The 25819-nt window shown below is 67.7% G+C and carries 21 protein-coding genes and 1 pseudogene; 15 read left to right on the top strand and 7 right to left on the bottom strand.

The window, feature by feature from the left end; genetic code table 11:
* Nucleotides 1-285 precede the first annotated feature (285 nt).
* On the top strand, nucleotides 286-1545 hold the full coding sequence (locus tag U4Z31_RS04665) for a porin (RefSeq protein ID WP_321809572.1): 1260 nt from the start codon (nucleotides 286-288) through the stop codon (nucleotides 1543-1545).
* A gap of 229 nt (nucleotides 1546-1774) precedes the next feature.
* Here the strand turns inward: U4Z31_RS04665 and U4Z31_RS04660 are convergent.
* Nucleotides 1775-2818: pseudogene (locus U4Z31_RS04660) on the bottom strand (zinc-dependent alcohol dehydrogenase family protein).
* Nucleotides 2819-2820: 2 nt separating this feature from the next.
* Nucleotides 2821-4020 carry a cytochrome P450 gene (locus U4Z31_RS04655; RefSeq protein ID WP_321809571.1) on the bottom strand — a complete coding sequence of 400 codons (1200 nt, stop codon included), beginning with the start codon at nucleotides 4018-4020 and terminating at the stop codon, nucleotides 2821-2823.
* A 200-nt stretch (nucleotides 4021-4220) separates the two neighbouring features.
* On the opposite strand from U4Z31_RS04655, the gene U4Z31_RS04650 reads away from it, so the two are divergent.
* From U4Z31_RS04650 to U4Z31_RS04640, 3 genes are all read left to right on the top strand, one after another.
* Nucleotides 4221-5270 carry an AraC family transcriptional regulator gene (locus U4Z31_RS04650; RefSeq protein ID WP_321809570.1) on the top strand — a complete coding sequence of 350 codons (1050 nt, stop codon included), beginning with the start codon at nucleotides 4221-4223 and terminating at the stop codon, nucleotides 5268-5270.
* A 335-nt stretch (nucleotides 5271-5605) separates the two neighbouring features.
* Nucleotides 5606-6097 carry a peptidoglycan-associated lipoprotein Pal gene (gene pal / locus U4Z31_RS04645; protein WP_044844571.1) on the top strand — a complete coding sequence of 164 codons (492 nt, stop codon included), beginning with the start codon at nucleotides 5606-5608 and terminating at the stop codon, nucleotides 6095-6097.
* 306 nt (nucleotides 6098-6403) lie between these two features.
* On the top strand, nucleotides 6404-6577 hold the full coding sequence (locus U4Z31_RS04640) for a hypothetical protein (RefSeq protein WP_185640807.1): 174 nt from the start codon (nucleotides 6404-6406) through the stop codon (nucleotides 6575-6577).
* A gap of 95 nt (nucleotides 6578-6672) precedes the next feature.
* On the opposite strand, the gene U4Z31_RS04635 is transcribed toward U4Z31_RS04640, so the two are convergent.
* From U4Z31_RS04635 to U4Z31_RS04625, 3 genes are read right to left on the bottom strand one after another with little or no spacing between them, the layout of a single operon-like run.
* Complete coding sequence (locus tag U4Z31_RS04635) at nucleotides 6673-7932, bottom strand: cytochrome c (protein WP_321809569.1); 1260 nt, start codon at nucleotides 7930-7932, stop codon at nucleotides 6673-6675.
* Nucleotides 7929-8588, bottom strand: a complete 660-nt coding sequence (locus U4Z31_RS04630) for a (2Fe-2S)-binding protein (RefSeq protein ID WP_321809568.1) — start codon at nucleotides 8586-8588, stop codon at nucleotides 7929-7931. Before U4Z31_RS04630 ends, U4Z31_RS04635 begins: the two co-directional genes overlap by 4 nt.
* On the bottom strand, nucleotides 8585-11461 hold the full coding sequence (locus tag U4Z31_RS04625; RefSeq protein ID WP_321809567.1) for a xanthine dehydrogenase family protein molybdopterin-binding subunit: 2877 nt from the start codon (nucleotides 11459-11461) through the stop codon (nucleotides 8585-8587). The genes U4Z31_RS04630 and U4Z31_RS04625 overlap by 4 nt, the downstream gene beginning before the upstream one ends.
* Nucleotides 11462-11958: 497 nt before the next feature.
* Here U4Z31_RS04625 and U4Z31_RS04620 point away from each other — a divergent pair, with 497 nt between their 5' ends.
* From U4Z31_RS04620 to U4Z31_RS04570, 11 genes are all read left to right on the top strand, one after another.
* Nucleotides 11959-13518: a diguanylate cyclase domain-containing protein gene (locus U4Z31_RS04620; RefSeq protein WP_321809566.1), complete on the top strand. Its 1560-nt coding sequence runs from the start codon at nucleotides 11959-11961 to the stop codon at nucleotides 13516-13518.
* A gap of 273 nt (nucleotides 13519-13791) precedes the next feature.
* Complete coding sequence (locus tag U4Z31_RS04615) at nucleotides 13792-14067, top strand: hypothetical protein (protein WP_044844576.1); 276 nt, start codon at nucleotides 13792-13794, stop codon at nucleotides 14065-14067.
* 243 nt (nucleotides 14068-14310) lie between these two features.
* The gene (locus U4Z31_RS04610; RefSeq protein ID WP_321809565.1) at nucleotides 14311-15345 is read left to right on the top strand and encodes a succinylglutamate desuccinylase/aspartoacylase domain-containing protein; all 1035 of its coding nucleotides are present in this window, start codon (nucleotides 14311-14313) and stop codon (nucleotides 15343-15345) included.
* A gap of 108 nt (nucleotides 15346-15453) precedes the next feature.
* On the top strand, nucleotides 15454-15750 hold the full coding sequence (locus tag U4Z31_RS04605; RefSeq protein ID WP_044844578.1) for a type II toxin-antitoxin system MqsR family toxin: 297 nt from the start codon (nucleotides 15454-15456) through the stop codon (nucleotides 15748-15750).
* A 2-nt stretch (nucleotides 15751-15752) separates the two neighbouring features.
* The gene (locus tag U4Z31_RS04600) at nucleotides 15753-16154 is read left to right on the top strand and encodes a type II toxin-antitoxin system MqsA family antitoxin (RefSeq protein WP_321809598.1); all 402 of its coding nucleotides are present in this window, start codon (nucleotides 15753-15755) and stop codon (nucleotides 16152-16154) included.
* 308 nt (nucleotides 16155-16462) lie between these two features.
* Nucleotides 16463-17023 (top strand): GNAT family N-acetyltransferase, encoded by a 561-nt coding sequence (locus U4Z31_RS04595; protein ID WP_124484744.1) that lies wholly within the window; start codon nucleotides 16463-16465, stop codon nucleotides 17021-17023.
* Between the two features lie 62 nt (nucleotides 17024-17085).
* Entirely contained in the window at nucleotides 17086-18027 is a 942-nt protein-coding gene (locus tag U4Z31_RS04590) for an ABC transporter substrate-binding protein (RefSeq protein WP_124645868.1), read from the top strand.
* A 39-nt stretch (nucleotides 18028-18066) separates the two neighbouring features.
* Nucleotides 18067-19125 (top strand): LLM class flavin-dependent oxidoreductase, encoded by a 1059-nt coding sequence (locus tag U4Z31_RS04585; RefSeq protein WP_321809564.1) that lies wholly within the window; start codon nucleotides 18067-18069, stop codon nucleotides 19123-19125.
* A gap of 7 nt (nucleotides 19126-19132) precedes the next feature.
* Complete coding sequence (locus U4Z31_RS04580; protein WP_321809563.1) at nucleotides 19133-20491, top strand: LLM class flavin-dependent oxidoreductase; 1359 nt, start codon at nucleotides 19133-19135, stop codon at nucleotides 20489-20491.
* A 59-nt stretch (nucleotides 20492-20550) separates the two neighbouring features.
* Nucleotides 20551-22338, top strand: a complete 1788-nt coding sequence (locus U4Z31_RS04575; RefSeq protein ID WP_321809562.1) for an amino acid ABC transporter permease/ATP-binding protein — start codon at nucleotides 20551-20553, stop codon at nucleotides 22336-22338.
* A gap of 34 nt (nucleotides 22339-22372) precedes the next feature.
* Nucleotides 22373-23305 carry an ABC transporter substrate-binding protein gene (locus tag U4Z31_RS04570; RefSeq protein WP_321795664.1) on the top strand — a complete coding sequence of 311 codons (933 nt, stop codon included), beginning with the start codon at nucleotides 22373-22375 and terminating at the stop codon, nucleotides 23303-23305.
* Nucleotides 23306-23448: 143 nt separating this feature from the next.
* Here U4Z31_RS04570 and U4Z31_RS04565 read toward each other — a convergent pair whose 3' ends face one another.
* Both U4Z31_RS04565 and U4Z31_RS04560 read right to left on the bottom strand, forming a co-directional pair.
* Entirely contained in the window at nucleotides 23449-24549 is a 1101-nt protein-coding gene (locus U4Z31_RS04565) for an LLM class flavin-dependent oxidoreductase (protein WP_321809561.1), read from the bottom strand.
* A gap of 52 nt (nucleotides 24550-24601) precedes the next feature.
* Nucleotides 24602-25567 (bottom strand): ABC transporter substrate-binding protein, encoded by a 966-nt coding sequence (locus tag U4Z31_RS04560; protein ID WP_044844585.1) that lies wholly within the window; start codon nucleotides 25565-25567, stop codon nucleotides 24602-24604.
* Between the last annotated feature and the right edge of the window lie 252 nt (nucleotides 25568-25819).

Raw genomic sequence — 25819 nt, 5'->3', positions numbered from 1 at the left:
CACCCCGCCGCGCTCCGCCGCCTGCTCCCGACCGCGCCGACGCTCACGCTGAACCGCCCCGGCGCTGCCGAATCGTTCCGCACGCGAGACGGCCGTATTTCGCGCAGATTCGACCGAACCCCCGCGTCGAAACGCCGCGATTCCACGCGATCCCGCAGAGGACCTTTCCTGTGCAGCGCCTTAATCGCCGGTCGCACGTTCTCCAATAATGCCCACTCGATCCGTCGGCCCGCGCGCCGATACGACCCACCGGCGATCGGGCCGGAGAGCAACGAAAAAAGTCATATGCATTCCTATAAAACAACCAAGCCCGCCGGCGCGCGCGTCGCCGTGCCGCTTGCCGCCCGCCGCGGCCGTCGTACCGGTGCGCTCCCGCTGAGCGTGATTGCCGCCTGTGCGGCCGGCTTCCTGATTCCCTGCGTCGCGCGAGCACAGAGCAGCGTGACGCTGTACGGCCTGATCGATACGTCGATCACCTATGCGACCAACCAGCGTACGCAAGGCGCCGGTTCGCCGGGCAGCGGCAGCGTCGCAATGACGAGCGGTGCGTTGAACGCGTCGCGCTGGGGGTTGCGCGGCCGCGAGGATCTCGGCGGCGGGACGGCAGCGGTCTTCACGCTCGAGAACGGCTTCTCGGGCACGACCGGCAAGCTGTCGCAGAAAGGCGTCGACCTGTTCGGCCGTCAGGCGTGGCTCGGCCTGAGCTCGCGGACGGCCGGCACGCTCACGTTCGGCCGCCAGTACGACCTGATTCTCGATTTCGTGACGCCGCTCGGCGCGTCGGGCCCCGGCTGGGGCGGCAACCTCGCGGTGCATCCGTACGACAACGACGACTCGAACCGCAACCTGCGCATCAACCATGCGGTGAAGTACACGAGCCCGACGTATCGCGGGCTGACGCTCGGCGCGATGTTCGGATTCTCGAACACGGCCGGCGCGTTCTCGAACAACGCCGTGTGGAGCGCGGGGCTCGGGTATGCGAACGGGCCGCTGAAGCTCGGCGCCGGTTACCTGAAGATCAGCCGCGACCGCAACGCGCCGAATCCGGACGGCGCACTGAGCACGCTCGACGGCTCCGCGACGATCACGGGCGGCAACCAGCAGATCTGGGCCCTGGCCGGCCGTTATGCGTTCGGCCCGCATTCGGTCGGCGCCGCATGGTCGCACTCGGCCACCGACGGCGTGAGCGGCGTGCTCCAGGGCAGCGGCATCACCCCGCTGAAGGGTGAATCGCTCGTGTTCGACAACTTCACGGTCGACGGCCGCTACTTCGTCACGCCGGCGTTCAGCGTGGCCGCTGCGTACACGTACACGATGGGCCGTTTCGACACGCGCACGGGCCAGACGCGCCCGAAATGGAACCAGGTGGTCACGCAGGCGGACTACGCGTTCTCGAAACGCACGGACGCGTATCTCGAAGCCGTCTATCAAAGCGTGAGCGGCGGCAACGGCAACCCCGCGTTCAACGCAACCGTCTGGACCATGACGCCGTCGGCCAACAGCAACCAGGTCGTGGTCGCGCTCGGGCTGCGGCACAAGTTCTGAGTGCGCCGGCGACGCGCGATACGCCCGCACCGGAAGGTGCGGGTCACGCATATCACGTGAAGGCAGTCATCCACCTTCGCCGGCTACACAACGACGATCCAATAAAGGAAGCCACACACGCCTTCAAGCGTGCGCGGCACAAAGCCGCGGGAAATCAATACGGCGCTCCGGGCACATGGATCGATTTGCTGAGCGTGTGATCGATAGCGAGGGCTTCCCAACGACCAGCCTATCCGTCATGCCCAATCACCACCTTACCGAGATGCGTCTGGCTCTGCAGATAGCGATATGCGTCGGGCGCGCGCCCGAACGGAAAGCGCTCACCGATGATCGGGCGAAGGCCATGCTGCTCGATGGCTCGGTTCATCGCTTCGAAATTTGTCCGGCTACCCGCGTGTACCGAGACGACAGTCAGGTCACGCACGAACATCGTGTAGAACAACTCGGATACGGTACCGGCCTCCTCGCCTTGGGCAAGCAATCCCATCAACACCAGCCTTCCACCGATGCGCGCGGCCGCACACGAATTGGCGAGCGTTCCTCCACCGCCACTGTCGACCACGACGTCGGCGCCACGACCGTCCGTCAGTCGCAGGACCTCGTCCGCTCAATCGGGGCGTGTCTTGTAGTTGACGATCTCGTCCGCGCCCAATGCGCTCAGCCGCTCGCCTTTTTCAGCACTTGACGTGGTCATGATGACGCGCGCGCCGAGGCGCTTTGCGAACTGCAACGCGAACACCGCAACGCCGCCGCTTCCCTGCAGCACCACTGTGTCTCCTACCGTAACCCGTCCCTTGCCGACGATAGCCATCCATGCCGTTACACCGGCGGTTGGAAGCGTCGCGCCTTCCTCATAGGACAGATGCGACGGCAGGTGTACCAGGCCTTGCTCGTCCAGGACGACAAATTCAGCAAGCATCCCGTCGATGCCGCTGCCGAGGTCCGTCTGCGCGCCTTCGTGCCGGTAATCACCGTCGATCCAGTCCTGACGGAAGATCGCGGCAACGCGCTCGCCGACACAAAAGCGTGTCACGTTCTCCCCGACCTCGACGACCTCGCCGGCGCCATCCGACAACGGCACTCTCCCCGGCGGCAGATCTGCGCCAACCGGAATGCCACGCATGACCAGAAGGTCGCGATAGTTCAACGCATTGGCGCGCACTCGAACCAGAACCTGGTCGACTCCGGGCCTGGGTCGATCATGCTGTCGTATCCGGATGCCGTCGATCGTGCCGTAGTGCTCGATGTGGTACGCACGCGCTACCTGACTCATGCTCATACCTCGATGGAGAGACTGCGGAACCCATGCATGCCGGCAAGCAGGCCACGTACGGCTCGGGTTTTGTCCACCTTGTAGTCGGGGGCGTGGCTCAGCAGCCATTCGAGCATCATTCGGCTTTCCAGCCGAGCCGCGTGCATGCCGAGACATACGTGGATGCCTGATCCAAACGCAACCTGCGGTATGAAAGCGCGTTCGACGTCGAATTCATCCGGGCGTTCGAAAGTACGGTCGTCGCGATTCGCGGCCTGATAAAGGAACATCACCGCCTGACCAGGCTGAATCGTGTGGCCATGCCACGTCACGGCATTCACAGCCCGGCGTCCAAGCATTGGAGCGGGCGCATCGAAGCGCATGGCTTCCTCCACCGCTTTCCCACACAGTGCGCGATTGCTCGCGACCTTGGCGCGCTGTTCGGGAAACTCGGCCAGCCAGTACAACAGACTGCCGAAATGCTTGGGAAACGTCTCCATCCCGCCGATGAAAAGCGGCAGCGCGTTTTGCGCGATCGTCAGGTCGTCCAGGCGGTGCCCGTCGATGTCTGCCAGAAGCAGCATCCCGATCACGTTGTCGGGCGACGGACCTTGCTTGCGGTGACGGTCCACCAGTCGCAGAAAGTAGTCGATCAACTGGCCTCCGGCGGCGTCGGCGCTGGTCGCCGATGCATCCGAAGTACCCCGCGGCGGAATGTCGTGGAAGAACGGCTCGAACACCTCGACCCACTTCACCAGCATCGGTCCGTCCTCGAGCGGAATGCCGGTCAGGTGCGCCGCGACGTCCGTCGCGACCGGTAACGCAAATGCCTTGACCGCATCGAATTCCCGTTGGCTCAGCAGCGGTGCGCCGTTTTTCTCGATGCGCTCGGCGACGAATGCCGGCAGCCGCGCCTGTACCTCGGTCGGACGAAAGGCGGAGGCAACCGCCTTACGAAAGCCGGTATGCTCGGGCGGGTCCATCGACATGAACGTACTGCTGTCCGGGATCAGGCGCTTCTGCAGCAGATTGCCCGTGGCAATGCCCGCCGTCGCCGTGTAGTTCTCCCGATCGAGCGAGGCTTTCTGAATATCGTCGAAGCGTGACAGCACCCACGCATCGTACTTTTCCATGTAATAGGCGGGAGCCTCATCGCGCAATTGGCGATACGCGTCCCAAGGATTTTTCATCAGTTCCCGGTCGTAGGGGTCGTAGTACACCATATCAGTCTCCTCACGAGGATCAGGGGCGTCGATGGCGATATCGGCACCGAGTCTGGTCGAGTTATGAGGTGCCATTTAATGACAGTGCGAACCACCAACCAAGGCTGGAAACAGGCAATCCACCGGACAAAAACGATCAATGCTTGACGCGTGTACCAGGCCAGCACAAGCTCGATGTGCTGTTCAGACATGAGGCCATCATGCACAAGCGCGAATTCTCGAACACGATTCCGATCGGTTATGCCCAGCCCTTGCTCAATGAGCTCAGGAAAATGGGCGGCGACGTGCTGCCCGAACTGTGGCGAAGCGCTGGAATCAACACGCCACTGGACGCCGTGCTGAAAGGCGTGGTGGCCGCATTGCCGACACCGGAGTTTTCGCGGCTGTATCGACATGGCATCGGCACGCTGGAAACATGGTGCTGCGAGCGCGACGGGCATCGGCCGCTCGGCATCCTCGCGGTCAACATGCTGTGCTACTGCGTGATTCACTGCTCGACTTTAGGGAAGGCCGTAGAACGAGCGGCGCGATTCAACGAAGCCATGGAGGAACGCGGCGGCCGGCTGGCGACGATCGAGTACGGTGCGACGGCGCAGTTCACGATGGAAACCCGGCGTGGCAGCCGGGACCATGCCGCACTACTGGTCGATCTTACCGGCCTCTATTTCTACCATCAGCTGTTTTCCTGGCTGATCGGCCGCCCGCTGAATCTGAACGAAGTGGCCCTGGCGTATCCCCCACCGGATCCGTTGCATCAACTGATCGACGTGTTCGGCGCGCCACTGCGCTTCGATCAACCGGTCAACTCGTTCAGCTTCCCTGCTCGTCTGCTGAACCATAAGGTGGTCCGTTCGTATTCCGAGCTGGAAGCCATCATCGACTACTTTCCATTCGATTTCGGTCTGGCAGCGATTCCCGAATTCAAATTATCGGATCAAGTGCGCCTGCTGTTACTCGACGCGCTGCAGCACCGAGGGGACGCACCCAGCTGCGAAACCGTGGCTCAGCTGTTCCACATGAGCACGGCGACACTGCGTCGGCGCCTGCGAGCCGAACACTGCTCGTACGGAGACTTGCGCGCGCTCTGTCAGCTTGAGACCGCGCAGCATCTGCTCACGTCCACCGATATGCACCTGGCCGACATTGCAGCGCGGATCGGGATGAGCAGTGACCGGGCGTTCCGACGCGCATTCCGGGACTGGATGGGCATTGCGCCATCGGAATATCGGCTGGGCGCCAACAAGTCCTGAGCGCGCCGGCGACGGGCGACACGCCCGCACCGGAAAGGCGCATCACGCATGCGCGGCGCATGCTGCGCGCGTTCGCGCAAGCAAGAATGCGTCCTGCGTCATTTCCGCGCGAAAAAGACGAAGAAACTGGTCACGCTGTGACATTTTTCCTAATCTTGTTGCAGCGGCGCCGTGCGTCGGCGTCTGGCCAAGACAATCTTTCATCTGGCACGCCGCCGGCTTACGAAAGCGCATCGCGCACGGAAGCCGGCGCTTTCGTGCCGTCTCGCCGCATGCGTGATGCGGCAGATCGCCCGCACCACGCTTTCCATGCAGTCAACCGCAGGAGACGCACGATGAGCAAAACGAACCGATTCGCGGTCATTGCGGCGTTCGCGCTGCTGGCGGGTTGCCACCACGCGGCGAAAACGCCCGAGAATGCCGAGATGGCGCCGGCGCCATCGAGCGAAGCGGTCGCCACCGTGGCGGCCGACGATCTCGACAATCCGAACAGCCCGCTCGCGAAGCGCAGCGTCTACTTCGATTTCGACCAGTACTCCGTGAAGCCGGAATACCAGACGCTGCTGCAGGCGCACGCCGACTACCTGCGCAGCCATCCGTCGCGCCGCGTGCTGATCCAGGGCAACACCGACGAACGCGGGACATCCGAATACAACCTCGCGCTCGGCCAACGCCGGTCGCAAGCCGTGATGAGCGCGCTCGAAACGCTGGGCGTGCAGGCCACGCAGCTCGAAGCGGTCAGCCTCGGCAAGGAAAAGCCGGTCGCGCTCGGCCACGACGAAGATTCGTGGGCGCAGAACCGCCGCGCCGATCTCGTCTATCGTTGACCGGATGCCGCCGCGACGGCGACTTCCGGCCGCGTCCTCCCGTTACCTGTCATGCGGCGAATCGCCGGGGCGCCCCGGCTGCGTGCTCGTGCTCGTGCTCGTGTGAGCGCGTGCGCCGCTGCGCGAGCACGGCGCCGCCCGACGCGCGTGCGCCCCGCGCGCCGATTCGTGTCGCTATATGCCGCGACGCGCCGATACCCAAAAAACATGGAATAAACCGCCTGGCGGAGACGTTTCGTCATCGCGCGGTCGCCGGTTCACGCGAACCGCCCTGCCGCGCGGCCTGCGCGGTCCAAGGAGAGTGAAATGAAATCGGCAAGATTGGCCGCGGCGCTCGTCGCGGCGCTGATGCTGGTGCTGTCGGCGGGATGTACGTCGTCGGGCGGCGGGATGTCGCAAGGATCCGGCATGAGCCGCTACGGCGGCGCGGGCGGCAACGGAGGGGGTAGTGGTGGCGGAGGAGGAGGCGGCGGCTACTGAAACACCGCCTCCCGGAATCGGGCGAGGCATCGCGCGGGAACACGGCCGGGAACCGGCTGCGTTGCGCGCGACGCCCCGCCCTGCCGCTCGACGGCTCAACGCATGGCCTTCACGTCGGCCGGCGTGACGCTCGCGGGCTGTCCGCCCCACGTCGCACGCAGGTAGTTCGCGAGCTGCGCGAGTTCGTCGTCGCTCAGCGTGTGCGCGAAACCCGGCATCGGCTGCAGGTTTTCGTAGCCGGCAAACTTCTGCTCGTCGACGCCGTCGAGCATCGCGACCAGCAGGTTGCGCGCGTCGCCCTGACGCAGCGTCGAATTGCCGTTCATCGGCACCGCCACGTGCGGCTTGCCTTCGCCGTTGAAGCCGTGGCAGCCCGCGCACACCGCGAGATACACCGAGCGGCCGGCCGCGAGCTGCGCGGCGTCGGCCGACACCGGCTTCAGCGGCTGCGGTGCCGGCGGCGTATCGCCGAGCAGGTACACGGACAGCGCGCGCAGGTCGTCCTTCGCCAGGTACTGCGTGCTCAGGTGCACGACCGGATACATTTCGCCGAACGCCGAGCCTTGCGGCGCGATGCCGACGCCGAAGAACGTCTGCAGGTCGGTGCCCGTCCAGCCGCGCGCGGCGAGGCCGGCCGGCGTGATGTCCGGTTCGGCCACGCGGCCGAGCGCCGCGCCCGCGAATGGCTTCGCGCCGTCGAGCTGGCCCGTGAACGCACGCGGCGTGTGGCATTCCGCGCAGTGGCCGAGCGCGCCCGCGAGGTAGCGGCCGCGCTGCCAGTCGGCGGACTGGCCGCGCGACGCGTCGGGCAGGCTGTCCTTCAGGAACACCATGTCCCAGAACACCATGCCGAAGCGCAGGTTGTACGGGAACTTGAGTGCGTGCGCGCGGTTCTCCTGCGCGACCGGCTTCACGGTCCTCAGGTACGCGTACATCGCGTCGCTGTCGGCGCGCGTGAGCTGCCGGTACGACGTGTACGGCATCGACGGATACAGCCGCTTGGCCGGAGCCTTGCCGTCGTGCAGCGCGGCGTAGAAGTCGTCCGCGCTCCAGCTGCCGATCCCGTGATCCTTGTCGGGCGTGATGTTCGAACCGTAGAACGTGCCGAACGGCGATTCGAGCGGCGCCCCGCCGGCGAACGGCGCGCCGTCCTTCGCGGTGTGGCACGCCGCGCAGTCGGCGGCCTTGACGAGATAGCGGCCACGCGCGACCGGGTCGGCACCGGGCGCGCCGGAAGCCGCGTTCGAGACAGGCGCGTCGTGGCCGCCGCAGGCGGCGAGCAGCAGCGCGCAGGCGGCCGCGAGCGCGGGCAGGCCTGCGGCCCGCGCGGCACGATGGGCGAATGTGCGTTTCATGCGGCGTCCTTCACGAGTCCCGGCGTCGTCAGGATCACGTCCTTCACGGCCTGGTAGTAGCGGACGTAACCCGTGCAGCGGCAGAGGTGTGCGTTCAGCGCGTCGGTGATCGTGCGCTCGACGTCGGCCTTCGCGACCGGCTCGCGTGTCAGCCGCTCGATCAGCACCGTCGCCGCGTTGACGAAACCCGGCGTGCAGTAGCCGCACTGGAAGCTGAAGTGCTCGAGGAACTTCTGCTGGATCGGCGACAGTTCCACCACTTCGCCGGCTTCGTTGCGCTTCGCGTGGCCTTCGATCGTGCGGATCGAACGGCCGTGGAAGAAGTGCGCGCCGGTGATGCAGGTGCGCATTTCCTCGCTGGTGCCGTCCGGCTTGTCGACGATCACGACGCATGCGTGGCAGATGCCCTGCCCACAGCCGAGCCGCGAACCGGTGAGGCCCGCGTACTCGTGCAGGAACTCGATCATCATCAGCCCCTCGGGCACCTGCATCGGGCCGACGGACTTGCCGTTGATCTTCAACGACAGCGGCTTCGGCTGAAAGCGCACGAGCGGACGCTCGACGGCGGCCGGAGCGGCGGCGGATACAGCCGATGCAGCCGGCACCGCGGCCGCGCTGGCGCTCGCGGCCGACGCGGCGGTTTGGGCGGTCGTCATGCGAGCACCTCCTGAATCTTTTGCGGGGTCACCGGCAAGTCGGTGAAACGATGGCCGATCGCGTGCGCGATGCCGTTCACGATCGCGCCGACGACAGGGATCATCACCACTTCGGCGACACCCTTCGGCGGATCGGTCTCGGACAGCGGCGGCAGGATGTCGCCCGTCTGCGACCACACGGCGACGTCGCTCGCGCGCGGCAGCTGATAGCGGTTGAAGTTCCACGTGCCGTTGCCCGGGCCGTCTTCGTAGAGCGGCAGGTACTCGTGCAGCGCATGGCCGATGCCCATCGCGAGGCCGCCCTGCAGCTGGCCCGACACGAGCTGCGGCGAGATCTGGTTGCCGCACTCCATGATCGAGTGATGCGTGAGCAGCTCGACCTTGCCGGTCGCTTCGTGCACGGCCAGCTCGACGAGCGTGCCGACCGCCGTGTAGTACGTGACGGCCGCGTTGTTGCGGCTCGTCGGCGGGATGAACACGCGCTTGCGGTCCAGCACGCGATAGCCGTTCGCGGTCGGCGCCAGCGTGCCGCGCAGCGCGGTCGCGCCGGCCGGCGCGACGGTGCCTGGCAGCGGGCCGTCGGCGCCCGTCTTCGGCGCGCCGACACGCAGCGACAGCCCGTCGATCGGCAGACGCTCGACCGCGCCGCCCACGTCGAACTCGGCGTCGGTCCATTGCCAGCGGTTGAACACGTGCACGACGGCGCCGGTCGGCAGGCCGAGCGCATGCGCCTGCTTCGCGAGCTGCTCGAACGTCAGCGGCTCGAGGCCGTCGGCGCTCAGCTTGCCGTCGACCCAGCGCGCGTCCTCGATGCGGATCGTGTACGGCGCGGCCTGGCCGCCGCCGAGGCCGCGCGTCCAGATCGACATCGCGGCCGGCCACAGCCCGTAGCGGAACACCGCGCGCGCGGCCTCGCGCGTGCTGTGCGTGAAGTAGTACGCGGAGTTGGTCGCGCTCGACGGCGACGCATAGCCCGGCGACCAGCGCGGATTCGCGCTCAGCCGATCCTGGTCGGCCTGCGACATCAGGTACGGATCGCCGCTCGTCTCGACCGGCAGGTCGGGCCATTCGGTCACCGCGACGCGCACCTCGGTCGCCGGGCGGCCGAGCCACTTCGCGACCGCGACGGCCTGCGACGTCGACATCCCGGTGCCGATCTCGGCAGCCGTGTGTTGCAGCGACACCTTGCCGTGCTCGTCGAATTCGACCTTCGCGAACGATGCCTCGGCGCCCGTGCCGAAGTCCTTCTGCACGCACGCGAAGCCGACACCGTAGCGCTTGCCCGGGTTCGCGGCCTCGAATTCGGCCTTGCGCGCCGCGCGACGCGTCCACAGCGGATGCTGCCTCGCGCGTTCCAGCACTTCGTCGACGCGCAACGCGCCGGCGGGAATCGCGCCCTGGGTGTTCTTCATCCCCGAACGCAGCGCGTTGCGCAGGCGGAACTCGATCGGATCGAGGTTCAGTTGCGCGGCGATCTCGTCGACGGCCATCTCGGTCGCGGCCATGCTCTGCAGCGTGCCGTAGCCGCGGGCGGAGCCGGCATCGATCGCGCGCGACGCGATCGCGACCGCCGCGAGGTCGCTCTTCGGGAAGTAGTAGATCGATTGCGCGGCCGTCGCGCCGACCATCGCCACCGACGGCGAGAAATTCGAGCGCCCGCCGCCGTTCGCCTCGAAGTCGCCCTTGAACGATTGCAGCAGGCCCGTGTTGCGGTCGACCGCGATCCGGTAATGCATCCTGAACGCGTGACGCTTCAGCGACGTCTGGAACTGCTCGTAGCGGTCGTTCGCGAACCGCACGGGGCGGCCGTCCGCGTACAGCGCGCAGACGAGCCCGTAGAACGGCACGTTGAAGTGATCCTTCGAACCGTAGCCGACCGTGTAGCACGGATGCACGAACAGCTTCTTCACCGGGAAGCGGCATTTCGCGACCATCGCGGCCGCGTTTTCCGACACTTCGAGCGGCGACTGGGTCGGCACGACGAGGTGCAGCGACTGCGTCGAAGCGTCGTACCAGCAGTTCGCGTTGTCGGGTTCGAGCGCGGCGGTATCGACCGACTGCGTGTTGTACTCGCGGTCGAACACGAGCCAGTCGGCCGACGGATGGTCGAGTTCCGCGGCGATCTGGCCGGCGAGAAACATCCCCTGCTCGTCGAGCTTGCCGTGCTCCTTGCCGTCCGGCCAGACCGGCAGGTGCTTGCGCATCATGCTCGGAAAGATCGGCGCGTCCTTCAGGCTCGAATAGACATCGTCGTCGTAGGCCGTCTTGCCGCCCACCCGCACGTAGCGGAAGGTGCCCCACGGATCGCGCTCGAGCGGGCCCGTGACCGCGCCGTAGCGGATCACGTCGTCGCGGAACTTGAGCGCGTTCTTCGCGAAGCGGAAGCGCGCGAAGTCGTGGTAGATCAGGATCGCGACCGCATGGCCGAGATACGCGGGCGTCTTGCCGGCGGGCAACAGCATGTCGTCGCCGTAGAACGTCGGGAACGCGACGCCGTCGCGCGCGAGATCGTCGGCCGTGACTACGCGGTCCGGCTTCAGCTCGTCGCCGAGCAGCGACAGGTCGAAGCCCTCGTAGGTGCGGTCGGCCTGCGTGACGCGCAGGATCAGCGCGTGCGACTGCTGCTGCGGCCAGTGCGGCATGTCGGCCGCGCGCACGTCGCGGGCGAATACTTTCGAGCCCGTGACCTTCGCGATGCCGTCGATGCGGAATTGGGGGATGCCGGTGACGCTATCCCATTTGACGGGGGTGAGGAGTTTTTCTTCGAAGAGCGCCGCGAACGCGCGGCTGCCGATGGGCGCGACGTAGACCGCGACGCCCGCCAGCACGCTGGCTTTCAGAAAACCCCGCCGTGACAGGCCGTGGTTTTTCATTGGGGGGAACCTCCTGATGCGGCTCGGACGGCGATCGGGTGTCGCGGCGTTCGGAGCGGCGCGCATTCTGGCATTGTTTTTGATATATCGCCTATAGTATTTCTCGCATGAATTGCTTATTGGATTTCTTATAACGGGATTCGGACGAGCTGCGGCGCGCGGTCGCGGGCGGCACACGCGTGCGACTGCGCGGTGTCGCGCCGGCCGCATCGATGGCTGCCGGCCGATCGTGCGCCATCGGCGGCCCGCGTGCGGCGCGGGCTGAAACCGGTCCGCGCGCGGCTGCCCGAGATCGTTCCGTCGGCAACGATCCGGCCTGCGCATCGGCGAATCCGCAAGACGCGCGCGGACGCGGTTGACGTCGACGCGCCGACGTCCCCGCACGGCACGCGCGGCCGATGTTTCATGTTAATGTCGTGCGCATCCGGTTCGCCGGCCATCCCGTGCCGGGCGGGGCGGCCGGCGGTGCACCGCATCGTGTCGAGGTCAAAATAGCCATGGCAGTCAAGGCACGCCTCCTGAACGCCCTTCTCGCCACGCCCCCCTGCGGCGATCACTACGTGACGGCCGCGCTGCGCCCGTCGATGCTCGTCACGCTGTTCGAGGACGTGCGTCCGATGGCGCTGTCCGGCCTCGCCAGCGCGTTCGTCGCGGCGATCGCGCTGATCCGGCTGCAACAACTCTGGTGTTTCGTGTGGCTCGTCGTCGACGTCGGCCTGCTCGCCGCGCGGCTCGCGATCGCACGTGCGTATGCGTTACGTCGTGCCGCCGGCGACGATCGCGCCGAATACTGGGCCCGGCGCTATGCGCCCGTGTCGCTCGCCGCGTGCTTCGTGCTCGGCCTCGGCGTGATGGGCTGCGTGGATGCGCCCGACGTCGAGCTCGGCACGCTGGCCGTGATGGTCGCGGGCGGCGTGTTCGGCGGGATCGCGTCGCGCAATTCGGCGCTGCCGTGGCTCGCGATGACGCAGGTCACGCTCGGCGTCGTGCCGATCGGCGTCGGCGCGCTGCTGGTCCAGCGGCCCGGCGCATGGCTGCTGCTGCCGCCGCTCGTGATCTATCTCGCGGCCATGCGTACGGTCGTCGAACGCCATTACCGCGTGCTGGTCGCGCTGATCGCCGCACGCCAGCGCAACGCCGAGCTCGTCGCGCGCTTCGACGCCGCTCTCACCTACATGCCGCACGGCCTGTGCATGATCGACGGCGAAAGCCGCGTGATCGTCGCGAACCGGCGCACCGCGCAACTGTTCGGCTCGCCGCGCGAGATCATGCTGGACACGCCGCTGCCCGACGTCGTCGCGGCGCTCGGCGCGAACGCGCTCACCGATCCCGACGGCGCCAGTCTCGCCGTGCAATGCGACCTCTGGCTGAACCACGACGAACCGGAGCCGCTCGACATCGCGCTCGCCGACGGCCGCCAGCTCGAACTCACGCGCCACCGCGTGCCGGACGGCAACGCGGTGATCATCGTCGAGGACGTCACCGCGCGCCGCCAGACCGAGCAGCATATCCGGCACCTCGCGCGGCACGACGCGCTGACGGGATTGCCGAACCGCCACGAGTTGCATGCGCAACTCAAACGGATGCTCGCGCACCGGCCGCACGTGCCGCACGTGCCGAGCCCCGCGCTCGCCGTCATGTATCTCGACCTCGACGGCTTCAAGGCGATCAACGACCGCTTCGGCCACCAGGCCGGCGACGAAGTGCTCATGCAGGTCGCCGAGCGGCTCGGCAAGACGCTGCCGCCCGGCGAACTGGCGGCGCGGGTCGGCGGCGACGAGTTCATCGTCGCGCTCGACGCAACCACCATGCAGGCGTGCTCGGTCCTCGCCGCGCGGATCATCCGGCAGATCTCGGCGCCGTACACGCTGTCGATCGGCGAGACCGTCGTCTTCGGGATCAGCATCGGCATCGCGCTCGACGACGGGCACGGCTCGCCCGACGAACTGATCCGGCAGGCCGACAGCGCGCTGTACGACGCGAAGTCGGCCGGCAAGGGGATCTACCGCTTCTATTCGGCCGGAAGCAGCCGCGTGGCGCCCGCGACCGCGAGCTGAGCGCGCGCTCGTTCCCGCCGGCGGCCGCCGCGCTGTCCGGCTTGCCCGTTCGCTTCCCGCGATTCATTCCGGAAACGCCTTGCATGGTTCGACGCGTGCGCGCAGATGTTCCGCCGCGGCCGCCCGTGTCACGTGACGTGTTCCGTAACATCGCCGCGCGCCGCGCGTAGCGTTCGCTGCAGAAGCCCGCACGATCGCGACGGCGCGCGGCATTTGATGGCTGGCACTCTTATTGCTCCTTGACCGGGAAACAGGATGTCAGGGAGGCCACTCATGAATACCGTCGAAGTCCTCAGCCGCGCGGAAACGATCGATCAACTGGACGTGATCGACGGTGCCTCGCTGATCCGGCGGCTCGTTTCCGAGCGCCGCATGCCCGCGGCGCGTGAAGCCGCGTGCGTCGCCAATCCGCCGCTGACGCTGTACGGCGCGTTTCGCCAGGGCGTCACCGACCACGCGGCGCGGCGCGCGAATCCGTATCGCGCCGGCAGCCGTTTCTGGACGCTGTGGGAAGAAGGCCGTATCGAGGCTGAAACATCGGGCCGCTGACGCGCTCGCGCGCCGGCCCCGTCGCCGCAAGGGGCTGACGCAACACGCGGCTTGCGCAGGCGGCCGCCCCGCACGCCGGCATGCGTTTCAGCGCTGCAACATCGCGCGCGGCTGCTCCGGTTGCGCTTGCCGCGCGTTCGCGCACGGGCCGCCGGACGGCGCTCGACATCGGCCGCGCCACGCGCCGCGCGGCGGTCGTTTCCCGATAAGATGGCGGATTCCCGTTCTCCGAACGATGTCGCCATGACCGCCTCCTCCTCACACCGAAATCCCATCCACTGCGAAATCGATCTCGATGCGCAAGGCAAGCATGCGGGCTATCTGCGCCTGCCGCATTCCGTGCATCGCTCCGCGTACGGCTGGCTGCCGATCCCGATCGCGTCGATCCGCAACGGCGACGGCCCGGTCGCGCTCGTGATGGCCGGCAACCACGGTGACGAATACGAAGGCCAGATCATCGTGTCGCAGCTGATGCGCGAGATCGACCCGGAGAGCGTCACCGGGCAGCTGATCCTGCTGCCGATGGCCAATTTCCCCGCGGCCGACGCGGGCCTGCGCGTGTCGCCGCTCGACGAAGGCAACCTGAACCGCAGCTTTCCCGGCAACCCGACCGGCACGCCGACGCAGATGATCGCCCACTACATCGAGCATGCGCTGCTGTCGCGCGCGCAGTATCTGGTCGACCTGCATTCGGGCGGCAGCTCGCTGCTGTACCAGGGCGGCAACATGCTCGCGATCGACCCGCTCGACGATGACGAAGCGGTAAAGCTCAACGGGCTGCTCGTTGCGTTCGGCTTGCCGAACGCGCTGCTGCACACGCCGAACCCGGTGCATTCGGCCTCGGCCGCGCGCCGGCAGGGCGCGATCTCGATCGTGACCGAACTCGGCGGTGCGGGGATGGCCGATCCGTCGCTGATCCGGCTCGGCCGCCACGGGCTGCTGCACTATCTCGGCTACATCGGCCTGCTGCACGGCGCACTTGTGCCCGATGCGCCGCCGACCGTCACGCGCTTCCTGCGCGTCGACGGCGATCGCCACTTCGTCTACGCGTACGAACGCGGGCTGTACGAACCGCTCGTCGAACTCGGCGACCACGTGAAGGCCGGCCAGCCGGCCGCGTGGGTGCACTTCCCCGATACGCCGCTGCGCGAACCGGTGCTGCACCGCTTCAAGGGCGACGGCGAAGTCGTGTGCAAGCGCGTGCCCGCGCAGGTGCAGCGCGGCGATTGCCTGTTTCAGCTGGCGGAGGCGTCGACGCCGCCGCGCGTTGGCCGATAGGCCAGTTACCAATCCGTCTCTTTTCCGTGCAGTCTGCCAAGGGTGGCGGACCGCACGCGTGCGCCATTAACCAACTTGACAAATTAACTCTTTTGGTTATGATCGCGGATGGAAAAGTACACGCCTCATTGCAAGCTGTCGCGGGTCAAGGCACTCGTCGGAACCGGCAACGTCCGGTTGACGACGAGTGCGGTGTTCGGGGCTCGCCGACTGGGTTTCACGGAAACGGAGGCGATCGGTGTCGTCATGTCGCTGGATACAGTCGATTTCTACAAGAGCATGACGACTTACGCCGACCACACGATCTGGCAGGACGTCTATCGGCGTTGCACCGTGAATGGCGACGTATATCTGAAACTGACCGTGATCGACGATGTGCTGATCGTGTCGTTCAAGGAGCGATGAAAATGAAGTGCCCTGCGTGCGGTGCCGCAAAACTGGTCCGTGATACACGAGACATCCCTTACACGTACAAGGGTCGCTCGACCGTCGTTCGCGATATCACCGGCGACTTCTGTCCGGCCTGCGGCGAGTCGGTGCTGGATATCGACGAGGCCACCCGGCTCGGTGAAGCGATCAGCGACTTCAACAAGCAAGTGAATTCGACCATCGTCGACCCGAGGTTCATTGCGAAGGTGCGCAAGAAGCTGATGCTGGATCAACGCGAGGCGGCCGAGATATTCGGTGGCGGCGTCAATGCGTTCTCCCGCTACGAAACCGGCAAGACGAACCCTCCACTTGCCCTTGTGAAGCTGCTCAGGATTCTGGATCGTCATCCGGATCTGCTCGCCGAAGTGCGAGCCGCATAGTCGAGCGTCATTCGGCATCGCGCATGCGTGAGCACGAGCTGCAACACATGCGCTGCTCATCCCCCACCCCACTCCCCCTGCAAGCCTTCTGACGCTCCCCGCGAAATCCTTATCGAAATTGCTTCGTTCGCCTTTGCCGGCCGCGCCGCTAACGTGTTCGAAACGGCGGCGGCACGCCGGATGCAGCGCAGGAAGCACCGCGGCCGCCGTCATCACGACAACCGCGTCGCGATAACGGAACAGACCGGCCGGGCGATGTGCCCCGCCCCCGCCAGGAACGTCCGCATCGCGCGCCCTTCGCGATGCCCATGGCCACGAACGACCGCATCATCGACACGACGCCGCTTGACGTCCGCGCCCAGCCGTTGATCGACGCGCTGATCGACGAATACGCGACGCGCTACGACGCGTACCGCCCCGACAGCCGTGCGTCCGCACGCGACGAACTCGCGCGCTACCCGGCCGAGCTGTTCGCGCCGCCCGAAGGCGCGTTCGTGCTGCTGCTGCGCGACGGCGAGACGATCGGCGGCGGCGCATTCAAGCGCTACGACGCGCAGACCGCCGAACTCAAACGCATCTGGACCCGCGCGGACCTGCGCCGCCAGGGGCTCGCGCGCCTGATCGTCGACGCGCTCGAACTGCGCGCCGCACAGCAGGGCTATCGGCGCGTGTACCTGACCACCGGTTTTCGCCAGCCCGAAGCATGGGCGCTGTACGACCGCACCGGCTATACGCGGCTGTTCGACTCGTCGATCGACCCCGAAGCGTATTTCCACCTGCGCTTCGGCAAGGATCTCGCCGATCCGTCGCGCACGTCGACGCTCGCCGACCTGTGGGCGCCGCTGCCCGAAGCGGTGCTGCCGCGCTGAACGCGTCGCGCCATCCGATTCCGCTCCCTCGCTCCCGACGACAACACAACTAGGACGCATCCATGCAACGAGCCGTACCCTTCACGCCGCGTGCGCTCCGCACGCTGGCCGCCGCGCTGATCGGCGTGACCGCGATCGCCGCGGCCGCCGCGACCTTCGACCTGAGCCCCGAGCAGCGCGGCCGCCCGCGCGGCACGGCCGATGCGGCCGTCGAGCGCGCGGTGCCCGCGTCGTTCAAGTTCGCCGAAGCCGGCACGCTGACGATCGGCGTCGCGCCGAGCCTGCCGCCGATCAGCACGTATGCGACCGACGCGCGCACGGTGATCGGCTTCGACGCGGACGTCGGCCAGCTGGTGTCCGACAGCCTCGGCCGCAAGCTGAAGATCGTCCCGCTCGCGTGGGCCGACTGGCCGCTCGCGCTCGAATCGGGGAAGGTCGACGCCGTGATCTCGAACGTCACCGTCACCGAGGAGCGCAAGCAGAAATTCGATTTCTCGACCTACCGCAAGGACCAGGTCGGCTTCTACGTGCGCAACGACAGCAAGATCCAGTCGATCCGCGAGCCGAAGGACGTCGCGGGGCTGCGCATCGTGACCGACGCCGGCACCAACCAGGAAAAGATCCTGCTCGCGTGGGACCGCGAGAACGTCGCGCACGGCCTGAAACCGGTGCAGGTGCAGTACTACGACGACCAGGCGATGCGGATCGTCGCCGTGCAGTCGGGCCGCGCCGATGCCGTGTTCAGCGTGAACTCGGTGCTCGCCTACCAGAGCGCGCAGCAGGGCAAGACACGGCTCGTCGGCGCGATCAGCGGCGGCTGGCCGCGCACGGCCGACATCGCGATCGCGACGCGCCGCGGCAGCGGGCTCGCCGATCCGCTGACGGTCGCGCTGAACGGGTTGATCAAGAACGGCCGCTATCAGCAGATCCTCGACCGCTGGAACCTCGCGTCCGAAGCGATCGACCAGTCGCGCACGAATCCGCCGGGTTTGCCGAAGAGCTGAGCGCCGCCCCTTCACGCCTTCGCAGGAACGCCGAACACCATGGCTTACTCGCTTTCATTGCTGGACAAGAGTCCGATCGCCGACGGCGCGGCCGCCGCCGACGCGCTGCGCTTCACGACGACCCTCGCGCAGCGCGCCGAACAGCTCGGTTACGAGCGCTTCTGGGTCGCCGAGCATCACGGCGCGCCCGGCTTCGCGAGCTCCGCGCCGGAGATCGTCGTCGCGCACCTGCTCGCGCACACGTCGCGCATTCGCATCGGTTCGGGCGGCGTGATGCTGCAGCACTACAGCCCGTTCAAGGTCGCCGAAACCTTCAAGCTGCTCGCCGCGCTCGGGCCGGGCCGCGTCGATCTCGGCGTCGGCAAGGCGCCCGGCGGGCTGCCGCTGACCACGCGCGCGCTGCAGTGGTTTCACGACAAGGCGAAGAAGCCCGGCTTCGCGGGCCAGCTCGCCGAACTCGATGCGTTCCTGGGCTGGGGCGTCGCCGAAGATCATCCGCTCGCCGGCGCGGTCGCGATGCCGGTGCCGCCGCACGCGCCGGAGCGCATCCTGCTCGGCGGCTCGCCCGACAGCGGCACGCTCGCCGCCCGCCACGGCTGGCGCTTCTGCTACGCGGGGCACTTCAACGGCGACGACGCGAACCTCGAACGCTCGCTGGCCGCCTACCGCGACGCAGGCGGCACGCGAGCGCTCGTCGCGCTGTACGCGGTCGCCGCACCGACCCGCGAGGAGGCCGAGCGACTGATCGGGCCGCTGAAGATCTTCAAGCTGCAGTTCGCCGGCGGCCAGAGCTTCAACCTGCCGAGCGCGCAGGCCGCGGCCGAATTCGCGCGGCAAAGCGGCGCGTCCGACTACCGGATCGACGAGTTGCGCCCGACCGTGCTGGCCGATACGCCCGAGCGCATCCACCGCGCGCTCGACGCGCTGAGCCGGCGGCTCGACGTCGACGCGTTCGTGATCGACTCGCCGGTGACCGATTACGCGGCACGGCTCGCGTCGGCCGAATGGCTCGGCGGCGCGCAGTCGATCACCCCCGTGCAGGCGGCCCTCGCGGCCGACCGCTCCCTTCGCTCCCTTTCCCCCGACCAGAACGCGTGACGCGCCCATGACGACCCGACGATCGATTCCCTTCGGCCTGATGCTGCAAGGCGCAGGCAGCCACATGAACGCATGGCGGCACCCGAGCAACCCGCCGGACGCGAGCATCAACCTCGACTTCGCGATCGGCATCGCGCGCAAGGCGGAAGCCGCCGGCATCGCGTTCGCGTTCGTCGCGGACGGCCTCTACATCAACGAGAAGTCGATCCCGCACTTCCTGAACCGCTTCGAGCCGCTCACCGTGCTGTCGGCGCTCGCGGTCGCGACGAAGAAGATCGGCCTCGCAGGCACGATCTCGACGTCGTACAGCGAGCCGTTCACGGTCGCGCGCCAACTCGCGTCGCTCGACACGATCAGCGGCGGGCGCGCGGGCTGGAACGTCGTGACGACGCCGCTCGAAGGCACCGCGAAGAATTTCGGCAAGGCGCATCCGGATCACGAGTTGCGCTACGAGATCGCCGACGAATACCTCGAGGTCGTGCAGGGGCTGTGGGATAGCTGGGACGACGACGCGTTCGTGCGCGATCGCGCGACCGGTCGCTTCTTCGATCGCGACAAGCTCCACACGCTCGATCACCACGGCCGCTTCTTCCAGGTTGCCGGCCCGCTGAACATCCAGCGCTCGCCGCAGGGGCAGCCGGTGATCTTCCAGGCCGGCTCGTCCGACACCGGCATCGGGCTCGCGGGCAAGTACGCGGACGCCGTGTTCACGCACTCGCCGTCGCTCGACGAAACGGCCGCGTTCACGCGGCGCGTGAAGCAAAGCGCGGTCGAGCACGGGCGGCAGCCCGGCGACGTGAAGATCTTCCCGGGCATCGGGCCGATCGTCGGCCGCACGGCCGCCGAGGCGGAAGACAAATACCAGGCGATCCGCGACCTGCTGACGATCGACGAAGCGCTCGCGTATCTCGGCCGCTATTTCGACCACCACGATTTCACGCAGTACGCGCTCGATGCGCCGTTCCCGGAACTCGGCGACATCGGCCGCAACAGCTTCCGCTCGACCACCGACCGGATCAAGGCCGACGCGAAGCGCAAGCACCTCACGCTGCGCGAGACTGCGCTCGCCGTCGCGACGCCGCGCCCGAACTTCATCGGCACGGCCGAGCACGTCGCCGACGAGCTGATCCGCTGGCACGACGCCGGTGCCGGCGACGGCTTCATCCTCGGCTTCCCGGTACAGGCGCAGGGCGTCGACGACTTCATCGACCTCGTGATTCCGGCACTCGAGGCGCGCGGCCGTTATAGCCGCGACCTGCCGGGCAGCACGCTGCGCGACCATCTCGGCCTGCCGCGCAAGGCGAGCCGCCACGCGGCGCCCGGCGCGGTGCAGCAACAGGACGACGCGGCCGAAGCGCACGCATGACGCCGACGCGCCGCCTCGCGCGGCGCTTCCGGCCAACTCGATCGAGGACCCTCACCGACATGAGCGACACGACCCATCTCGGCGGCGCAGTGCCGCCGCTCTCCCCCTCCCGCGCCCGCGACGCCGGCACGCACCTGCGGATCGTGCCGGCCCGGCACCGGTCGCGCACCATCGGCACCGTGCTCGCGCTCGTGCTGATCGCACTCGTGCTGTATTCGATCCTCGGCAACCCGCAATGGGGCTGGCCGGTGTTCGCCGAGTGGTTCCTGTCGCCGCCGGTGCTGTCCGGGCTCGCGCGCACGCTGGTGCTGACGCTGCTCGGCGCGGTGTTCGGCTTCGCGCTCGGCGGGTTCGTCGCGCTGGCGCGGCTGTCGCGCTCGCGTCTGCTCGCGGCGAGCGCATGGACCTTCGTGTGGCTGTTCCGGTCGATTCCGCTGATCGTGCTGCTGCTGATCCTCAACAACCTCGGCTACCTGTACGAACACGTGCGGCTCGGCGTGCCGTTCACCGACATCGTGTGGTTCGACACGCCGACCACCGACCTGATCAGCCCGTTCCTCGCGGCCGTGCTCGGCCTCTCGCTGAACCACGCGGCGTTTTCCGCGGAAGTGATTCGCGGCGGCATTCTCGCGGTCGACCAGGGGCAGCTCGAAGCGGCCGCCGCGCTCGGCCTGCCGCGCGGCCGCCAGACCACGCGGATCGTGTTGCCGCAGGCGATGCGCGCGATCCTGCCGACCGCGTTCAACGACCTGATCTCGCTCGCGAAAGGCACGTCGATGGTCTACGTGCTTGCGATGCCCGAGCTGTTCTACACGGTGCAGGTGATCTATCGGCGCAATCTCGAAGTGATTCCGCTGCTGATGGTCGCGACCGTCTGGTACCTGATCATCCTGACCGTGCTGTCCGCGATCCAGGTGCAGGTCGAGCGCCACTATGCGCGCGGCGCGCTGCGCAACCCGCCGCCGTCGGCGCTGACGTTCGTGCTGGCGTGCGTCAGTGCGCTGTGGCGGCATGCGGCGGCGCGCAACGCAACGGCAACCGGCGCGGCGGCCCACGATGACGCCGCGGCCGCGCCGGTGCCGCGCACCGGCGGCGAAGTCGCCGTGCACAACGTATCGAAGCAGTTCGGCATGCAGCGCGTGCTCGACAACGTGTCGTTCGTCGCACCGCGCGGCAGCGTGACGGTGATCGTCGGGCCGTCCGGTTCGGGCAAGTCGACGCTGCTGCGCACCATCAACCATCTCGAGCGCGTCGACGACGGCTTCATCGACATCGACGGCGAGCTGATCGGCTATCGGCGCGACGGCGACGTGCTGCACGAGTTGAAGGAGCGCGACGTGCTGAAGCGCCGCACGGCGGTCGGCATGGTGTTCCAGAACTTCAACCTGTTTCCGCACCTGACGGTGCTCGAGAACCTGATCGAGGCTCCGGTCGCCGTCGGCGGCGTCACGCGCGAGGCCGCCGAACGCACCGCGCGCACGCTGCTCGCGCGCGTCGGCCTCGCCGATAAAGCCGATGCGTACCCGCGCCAGCTGTCCGGCGGCCAGCAGCAGCGCGTCGCGATCGCGCGCGCGCTCGCGTTGCGCCCGAAGGTGCTGCTGTTCGACGAGCCGACGTCGGCGCTCGATCCCGAACTGGTCAACGAAGTGCTCGACGTGATCAAGGAGCTCGCACGCTCGGGCACCACGCTCGTGATCGTCACGCACGAAATCGGCTTCGCGCGCGAAGTCGCGGACAACGTGCTGTTCATGGAGCGCGGCCGCATCGTCGAGTCGGGGCCGCCCGCCGTCGTGCTCGACGCGCCGGCCCATCCGCGCACACGCGCGTTCCTGTCACGGGTGCTCTGATGCACGCCGCTCACGACCTGCGAGGCAACCGACGATGATCGACCGACGCCAGTTCATCACCGCCACGCTGGCGGCCGCCGCTGGCCTCCGGTGGCACGCGGCCGAGGCCGCCGCCGCGACGGCGGACCTCGATCCGCGCCAGGCCGGCCGGATCCGCGCATCGCGCGACGATGCGGCGATTCGCGCGGCAAGCAACTACCGCTGGGTACGCGACGGGGCCTTCACGGTCGCGATCTCGCCGCACGCGCCACCGGTATCGACCTATGCGACCGACGCACGCACCGTGGTCGGTGCCGATCCCGACTATGCGCAGCTCGTCGCCGACGCGCTCGGCCGCACGCTGGTGCTGGTGCCAATCGCATGGGCCGACTGGCCGCTCGGGCTCACGTCGGGCAAGTACGACGCGGTGATCTCGAACGTCGGCGTGACCGAAAAACGCAAGGAGAAATACGACTTCACGACCTACCGGCTCGGGCTGCACGGCTTCTACGTGCGCACCGCGAGCCCGATCGCGAAGATCGCCGAACCGAAGGACGTCGCCGGCCTGCGCGTCATCACGGGCGCGGGGACGAGCCAGGAGCGCATCCTGCTCGAATGGAGCCGGCGCAACGTCGCGCAAGGGCTGAAGCCGACCGAACTGCTCTATTTCGACGACGATGCGGCAGCACGCGTCGCGCTGCTGTCGGGCCGCGCCGATGCCGAGCTGAATCCGAACGCGTCGCTCGCGTACGAAGCCGCGCGCGACGGCAAGATCCGGCGGGTCGGCGTCGTCAACGCGGGCTGGCCCGCGAATGCGGACGTCGCGATCGCGACGCGCCGCGGCAGCGGGCTCGCGCCGGCGTTGACGCTCGCGACGAACGCGCTGATCGACAACGGCCGCTACGGGCAGGCGCTGGCGCGCTGGGGGTTGCAGAGCGAGGCGGTCGCGCGCGCGGAGACGAATCCGCCGGGATTGCCGTCGTTTTGATTCGATGTGTCGATGTGTCGCTGTGCCGACGCGTCGTTGCGTCGGCACAGCGAGCTGCGCATCGGTCGCGCAGCAAATGAAATCGCCCCGGCATCCCTTAAAGAAGAGGCCGGGGCGAACCGACTTGGGCGGGTCGTCGTTTCCTACGCCGTCAGCGCCGCGCGATCGCGATGGTGGTCGAGTTCCGCGATGTGCGCGTGGATCGCAGGAATCAGCTTGCGTCCGTAATCCAGCGCATCGTCGAGCGGATCGAAACCGCGAATCAGGAACGTCGATACGCCGAGCTTGTAATACGCACCGAGCGCACGCGCGACCTGTTCCGGCGTGCCGACGAGCGCGGTCGAATTCCAGCGCGCGCCGGTCAGGTTCGCGACGCCCATCCACAATCGCTCGTCGAGCACGTCGCCCTGCGCGGCCGCGGCCATCAGGCGTTGCGAGCCGGCGTTCTGCGGCGCATGGCCGTCGATCGGCTGGCCGTTCGCGAGCCGCGCCGCGCGCACGCGCGCGCGGATCGCCTCGGCCTTCTCCCACGCGGCGGCTTCGGTGTCCGCGACGATCGGCCGGAACGACACGCTGATGCGCGGCGCGCGTCCGAACGGCACTGCCGCGGCCCGCACGCGCGCGATCTGCTCGCGCACGGCAGCGAGCGGCTCGCCCCACGTCATGTAGACATCCGCGTGCTGCCCGGCCACGGCCAGCGCGGCCGGCGACGAACCGCCGAAATAGATCGGCACGTGCGGCTGCTGCGCGCCTTTCACGACCGGCGACGCACCATGCAGCCGATAGAACTCGCCGTCGTGATCGACCGGCGTGTCGGCCAGCCAGATGCGTTTCAGCACGTCGAGATATTCGCCGGTGCGGCGGTAGCGCGCGTCGTGCGGCACGAAATCGCCGTCGCGCTGAAGATCGGCATCGTCGCCGCCCGACACGACGTTCAATGCGAGCCGGCCGCCGCTGAACACGTCGAGCGTCGCGATCTGCCGCGCGGCGGCCGATGGCACGATCACGCCCGGCCGGTGCGCGAGCAGGATGCGAATATGTTCGGTCGCGGCGGCCGCGAACGACGCGACGATGAAGCCGTCCGCCGCGTTGCTGAAATGGCCGACCAGTATCTGGTCGAAGCCGGCGGCTTCGTGCGCCCGCGCGAAGCGCCGCACGTAGTCGGGCTGGACGGCGGCCCCGCCCGGTACGTCGACCTCCGCACCGGGCGTCGCGGTGATCATGCCGATGATGTCGACGGGCATGTCGATGGTCCTTCTTGTCGTCGATCGGAAATGGCTGCGTGCTGCAGCACGCTCACTGCGCGGCGGCCGTCTTCTGCGCGGGCGCCGCGAACGCGCCCGCATACGAGCGGTCGAGCAGCTTCGCCGTGTCGTATGCGACCGGAATCACGCCGGCCTTGTGCAGGAAGTCGGCGGTGTTCTGCGCATCCTTCGCGGCCGTGTCGTCGACCGGGCCCACACGCTGGTGCGCGTTGTTGAGCCAGCGGTACGCGACGTCCGGCTCCAGCTTCGCGCGCTTCGCCCACAGGTCCGCGTACTCGCGCGGATGACTGTCGACCCACTGGCGTGCCGCCACCACGCGCTTCAGGAAATCAGTGATCTCCGCGCGCCTGGCCGTAGCCGCCTGCTCGTTCGCGGCGACGAAGCTGAGCGCGGGCATCAGGCCCTGCGCGGTCGTCACGGGACGGGCGCCCTGGCGCAGCGCGAGCGTGCTGACGAACGGCTCCCACAGCGACACGGCGTCGACCGAGCCGTTCGCGAGCGCGTTGGTCGCATCGATCGGCATCAGGTACGCGTACTTGACGGAATCCGCGCGCAGGCCATCGTGTTCGAGCGCGCGCAGCACGAGCTGCTGGCTCCATGCGCCGCGCCAGACCGCAATCGTCTTGCCCTGCAGGTCGGCGACGGTGCGCACCGGCGAGTTCTTCGGCACGAGGATCGCGACGCCGTCGAGGCTCTGCCGCGACACCGCGACGACTTTCACCGGCGCGCCGCGCGCGGCCAGCGTGAGCAGCGCGGAATCGCCGAGGAAGCCGACGTCGATCGCGTTGCCGTTCAGGCTTTCGGCGACGGGCGCGGCGGCCTGGAAGTGCTTCCACTCGATCGTGTAAGGCAGGTCCTTCAACACGCCGGACGCCTCCATCGATGCCTGGATGTTGAAGTAGTTCTGTTCACCGACGCGCAGCGTGACGGTGTCTTTCGCGATGCCCGGCTGCGCGGCGAGCGCGAGCAGCAGCGCCGTGACGATTCGGCTCAACAACGTGATCTCCCCGGAGGTTGGCGGGCGGCCGCGCGACGGCGTCGCCCCTGGGTCCGCCTGGCGCGACGGCTGGCGGACGTGATGGAACTGGTGAAGATACGGCGATCCGCTTCATGAGACAAACGCAATATTCTGCTATGCAAATATGCAAATGTTTTATGGAATGATCGGCGCGCAGCGACGCCGTCCACCGGGCTTCGTGGAACGCCGTTCGAATGATCCCTCGACAGATATTTCGCACGCGAAATACAT

The organism is Burkholderia sp. BCC1985 (genome assembly GCF_905339915.1).
Taxonomy (GTDB): Bacteria; Pseudomonadota; Gammaproteobacteria; order Burkholderiales; family Burkholderiaceae; genus Burkholderia.
This window is presented reverse-complemented; position numbering and strand designations above follow the sequence as displayed.

What these genes read in the sequence shown, in the direction of transcription:
- U4Z31_RS04665 (WP_321809572.1), top strand. Translation starts at nt 286, where the DNA reads ATGCATTCCTATAAAACAACCAAGCCCGCCGGCGCGCGCGTCGCCGTG.
- U4Z31_RS04655 (WP_321809571.1), bottom strand. Translation starts at nt 4,020, where the DNA reads ATGGTGTACTACGACCCCTACGACCGGGAACTGATGAAAAATCCTTGG.
- U4Z31_RS04650 (WP_321809570.1), top strand. Translation starts at nt 4,221, where the DNA reads ATGCACAAGCGCGAATTCTCGAACACGATTCCGATCGGTTATGCCCAG.
- pal (WP_044844571.1), top strand. Translation starts at nt 5,606, where the DNA reads ATGAGCAAAACGAACCGATTCGCGGTCATTGCGGCGTTCGCGCTGCTG.
- U4Z31_RS04640 (WP_185640807.1), top strand. Translation starts at nt 6,404, where the DNA reads ATGAAATCGGCAAGATTGGCCGCGGCGCTCGTCGCGGCGCTGATGCTG.
- U4Z31_RS04635 (WP_321809569.1), bottom strand. Translation starts at nt 7,932, where the DNA reads ATGAAACGCACATTCGCCCATCGTGCCGCGCGGGCCGCAGGCCTGCCC.
- U4Z31_RS04630 (WP_321809568.1), bottom strand. Translation starts at nt 8,588, where the DNA reads ATGACGACCGCCCAAACCGCCGCGTCGGCCGCGAGCGCCAGCGCGGCC.
- U4Z31_RS04625 (WP_321809567.1), bottom strand. Translation starts at nt 11,461, where the DNA reads ATGAAAAACCACGGCCTGTCACGGCGGGGTTTTCTGAAAGCCAGCGTG.
- U4Z31_RS04620 (WP_321809566.1), top strand. Translation starts at nt 11,959, where the DNA reads ATGGCAGTCAAGGCACGCCTCCTGAACGCCCTTCTCGCCACGCCCCCC.
- U4Z31_RS04615 (WP_044844576.1), top strand. Translation starts at nt 13,792, where the DNA reads ATGAATACCGTCGAAGTCCTCAGCCGCGCGGAAACGATCGATCAACTG.
- U4Z31_RS04610 (WP_321809565.1), top strand. Translation starts at nt 14,311, where the DNA reads ATGACCGCCTCCTCCTCACACCGAAATCCCATCCACTGCGAAATCGAT.
- U4Z31_RS04605 (WP_044844578.1), top strand. Translation starts at nt 15,454, where the DNA reads ATGGAAAAGTACACGCCTCATTGCAAGCTGTCGCGGGTCAAGGCACTC.
- U4Z31_RS04600 (WP_321809598.1), top strand. Translation starts at nt 15,753, where the DNA reads ATGAAGTGCCCTGCGTGCGGTGCCGCAAAACTGGTCCGTGATACACGA.
- U4Z31_RS04595 (WP_124484744.1), top strand. Translation starts at nt 16,463, where the DNA reads ATGGCCACGAACGACCGCATCATCGACACGACGCCGCTTGACGTCCGC.
- U4Z31_RS04590 (WP_124645868.1), top strand. Translation starts at nt 17,086, where the DNA reads ATGCAACGAGCCGTACCCTTCACGCCGCGTGCGCTCCGCACGCTGGCC.
- U4Z31_RS04585 (WP_321809564.1), top strand. Translation starts at nt 18,067, where the DNA reads ATGGCTTACTCGCTTTCATTGCTGGACAAGAGTCCGATCGCCGACGGC.
- U4Z31_RS04580 (WP_321809563.1), top strand. Translation starts at nt 19,133, where the DNA reads ATGACGACCCGACGATCGATTCCCTTCGGCCTGATGCTGCAAGGCGCA.
- U4Z31_RS04575 (WP_321809562.1), top strand. Translation starts at nt 20,551, where the DNA reads ATGAGCGACACGACCCATCTCGGCGGCGCAGTGCCGCCGCTCTCCCCC.
- U4Z31_RS04570 (WP_321795664.1), top strand. Translation starts at nt 22,373, where the DNA reads ATGATCGACCGACGCCAGTTCATCACCGCCACGCTGGCGGCCGCCGCT.
- U4Z31_RS04565 (WP_321809561.1), bottom strand. Translation starts at nt 24,549, where the DNA reads ATGCCCGTCGACATCATCGGCATGATCACCGCGACGCCCGGTGCGGAG.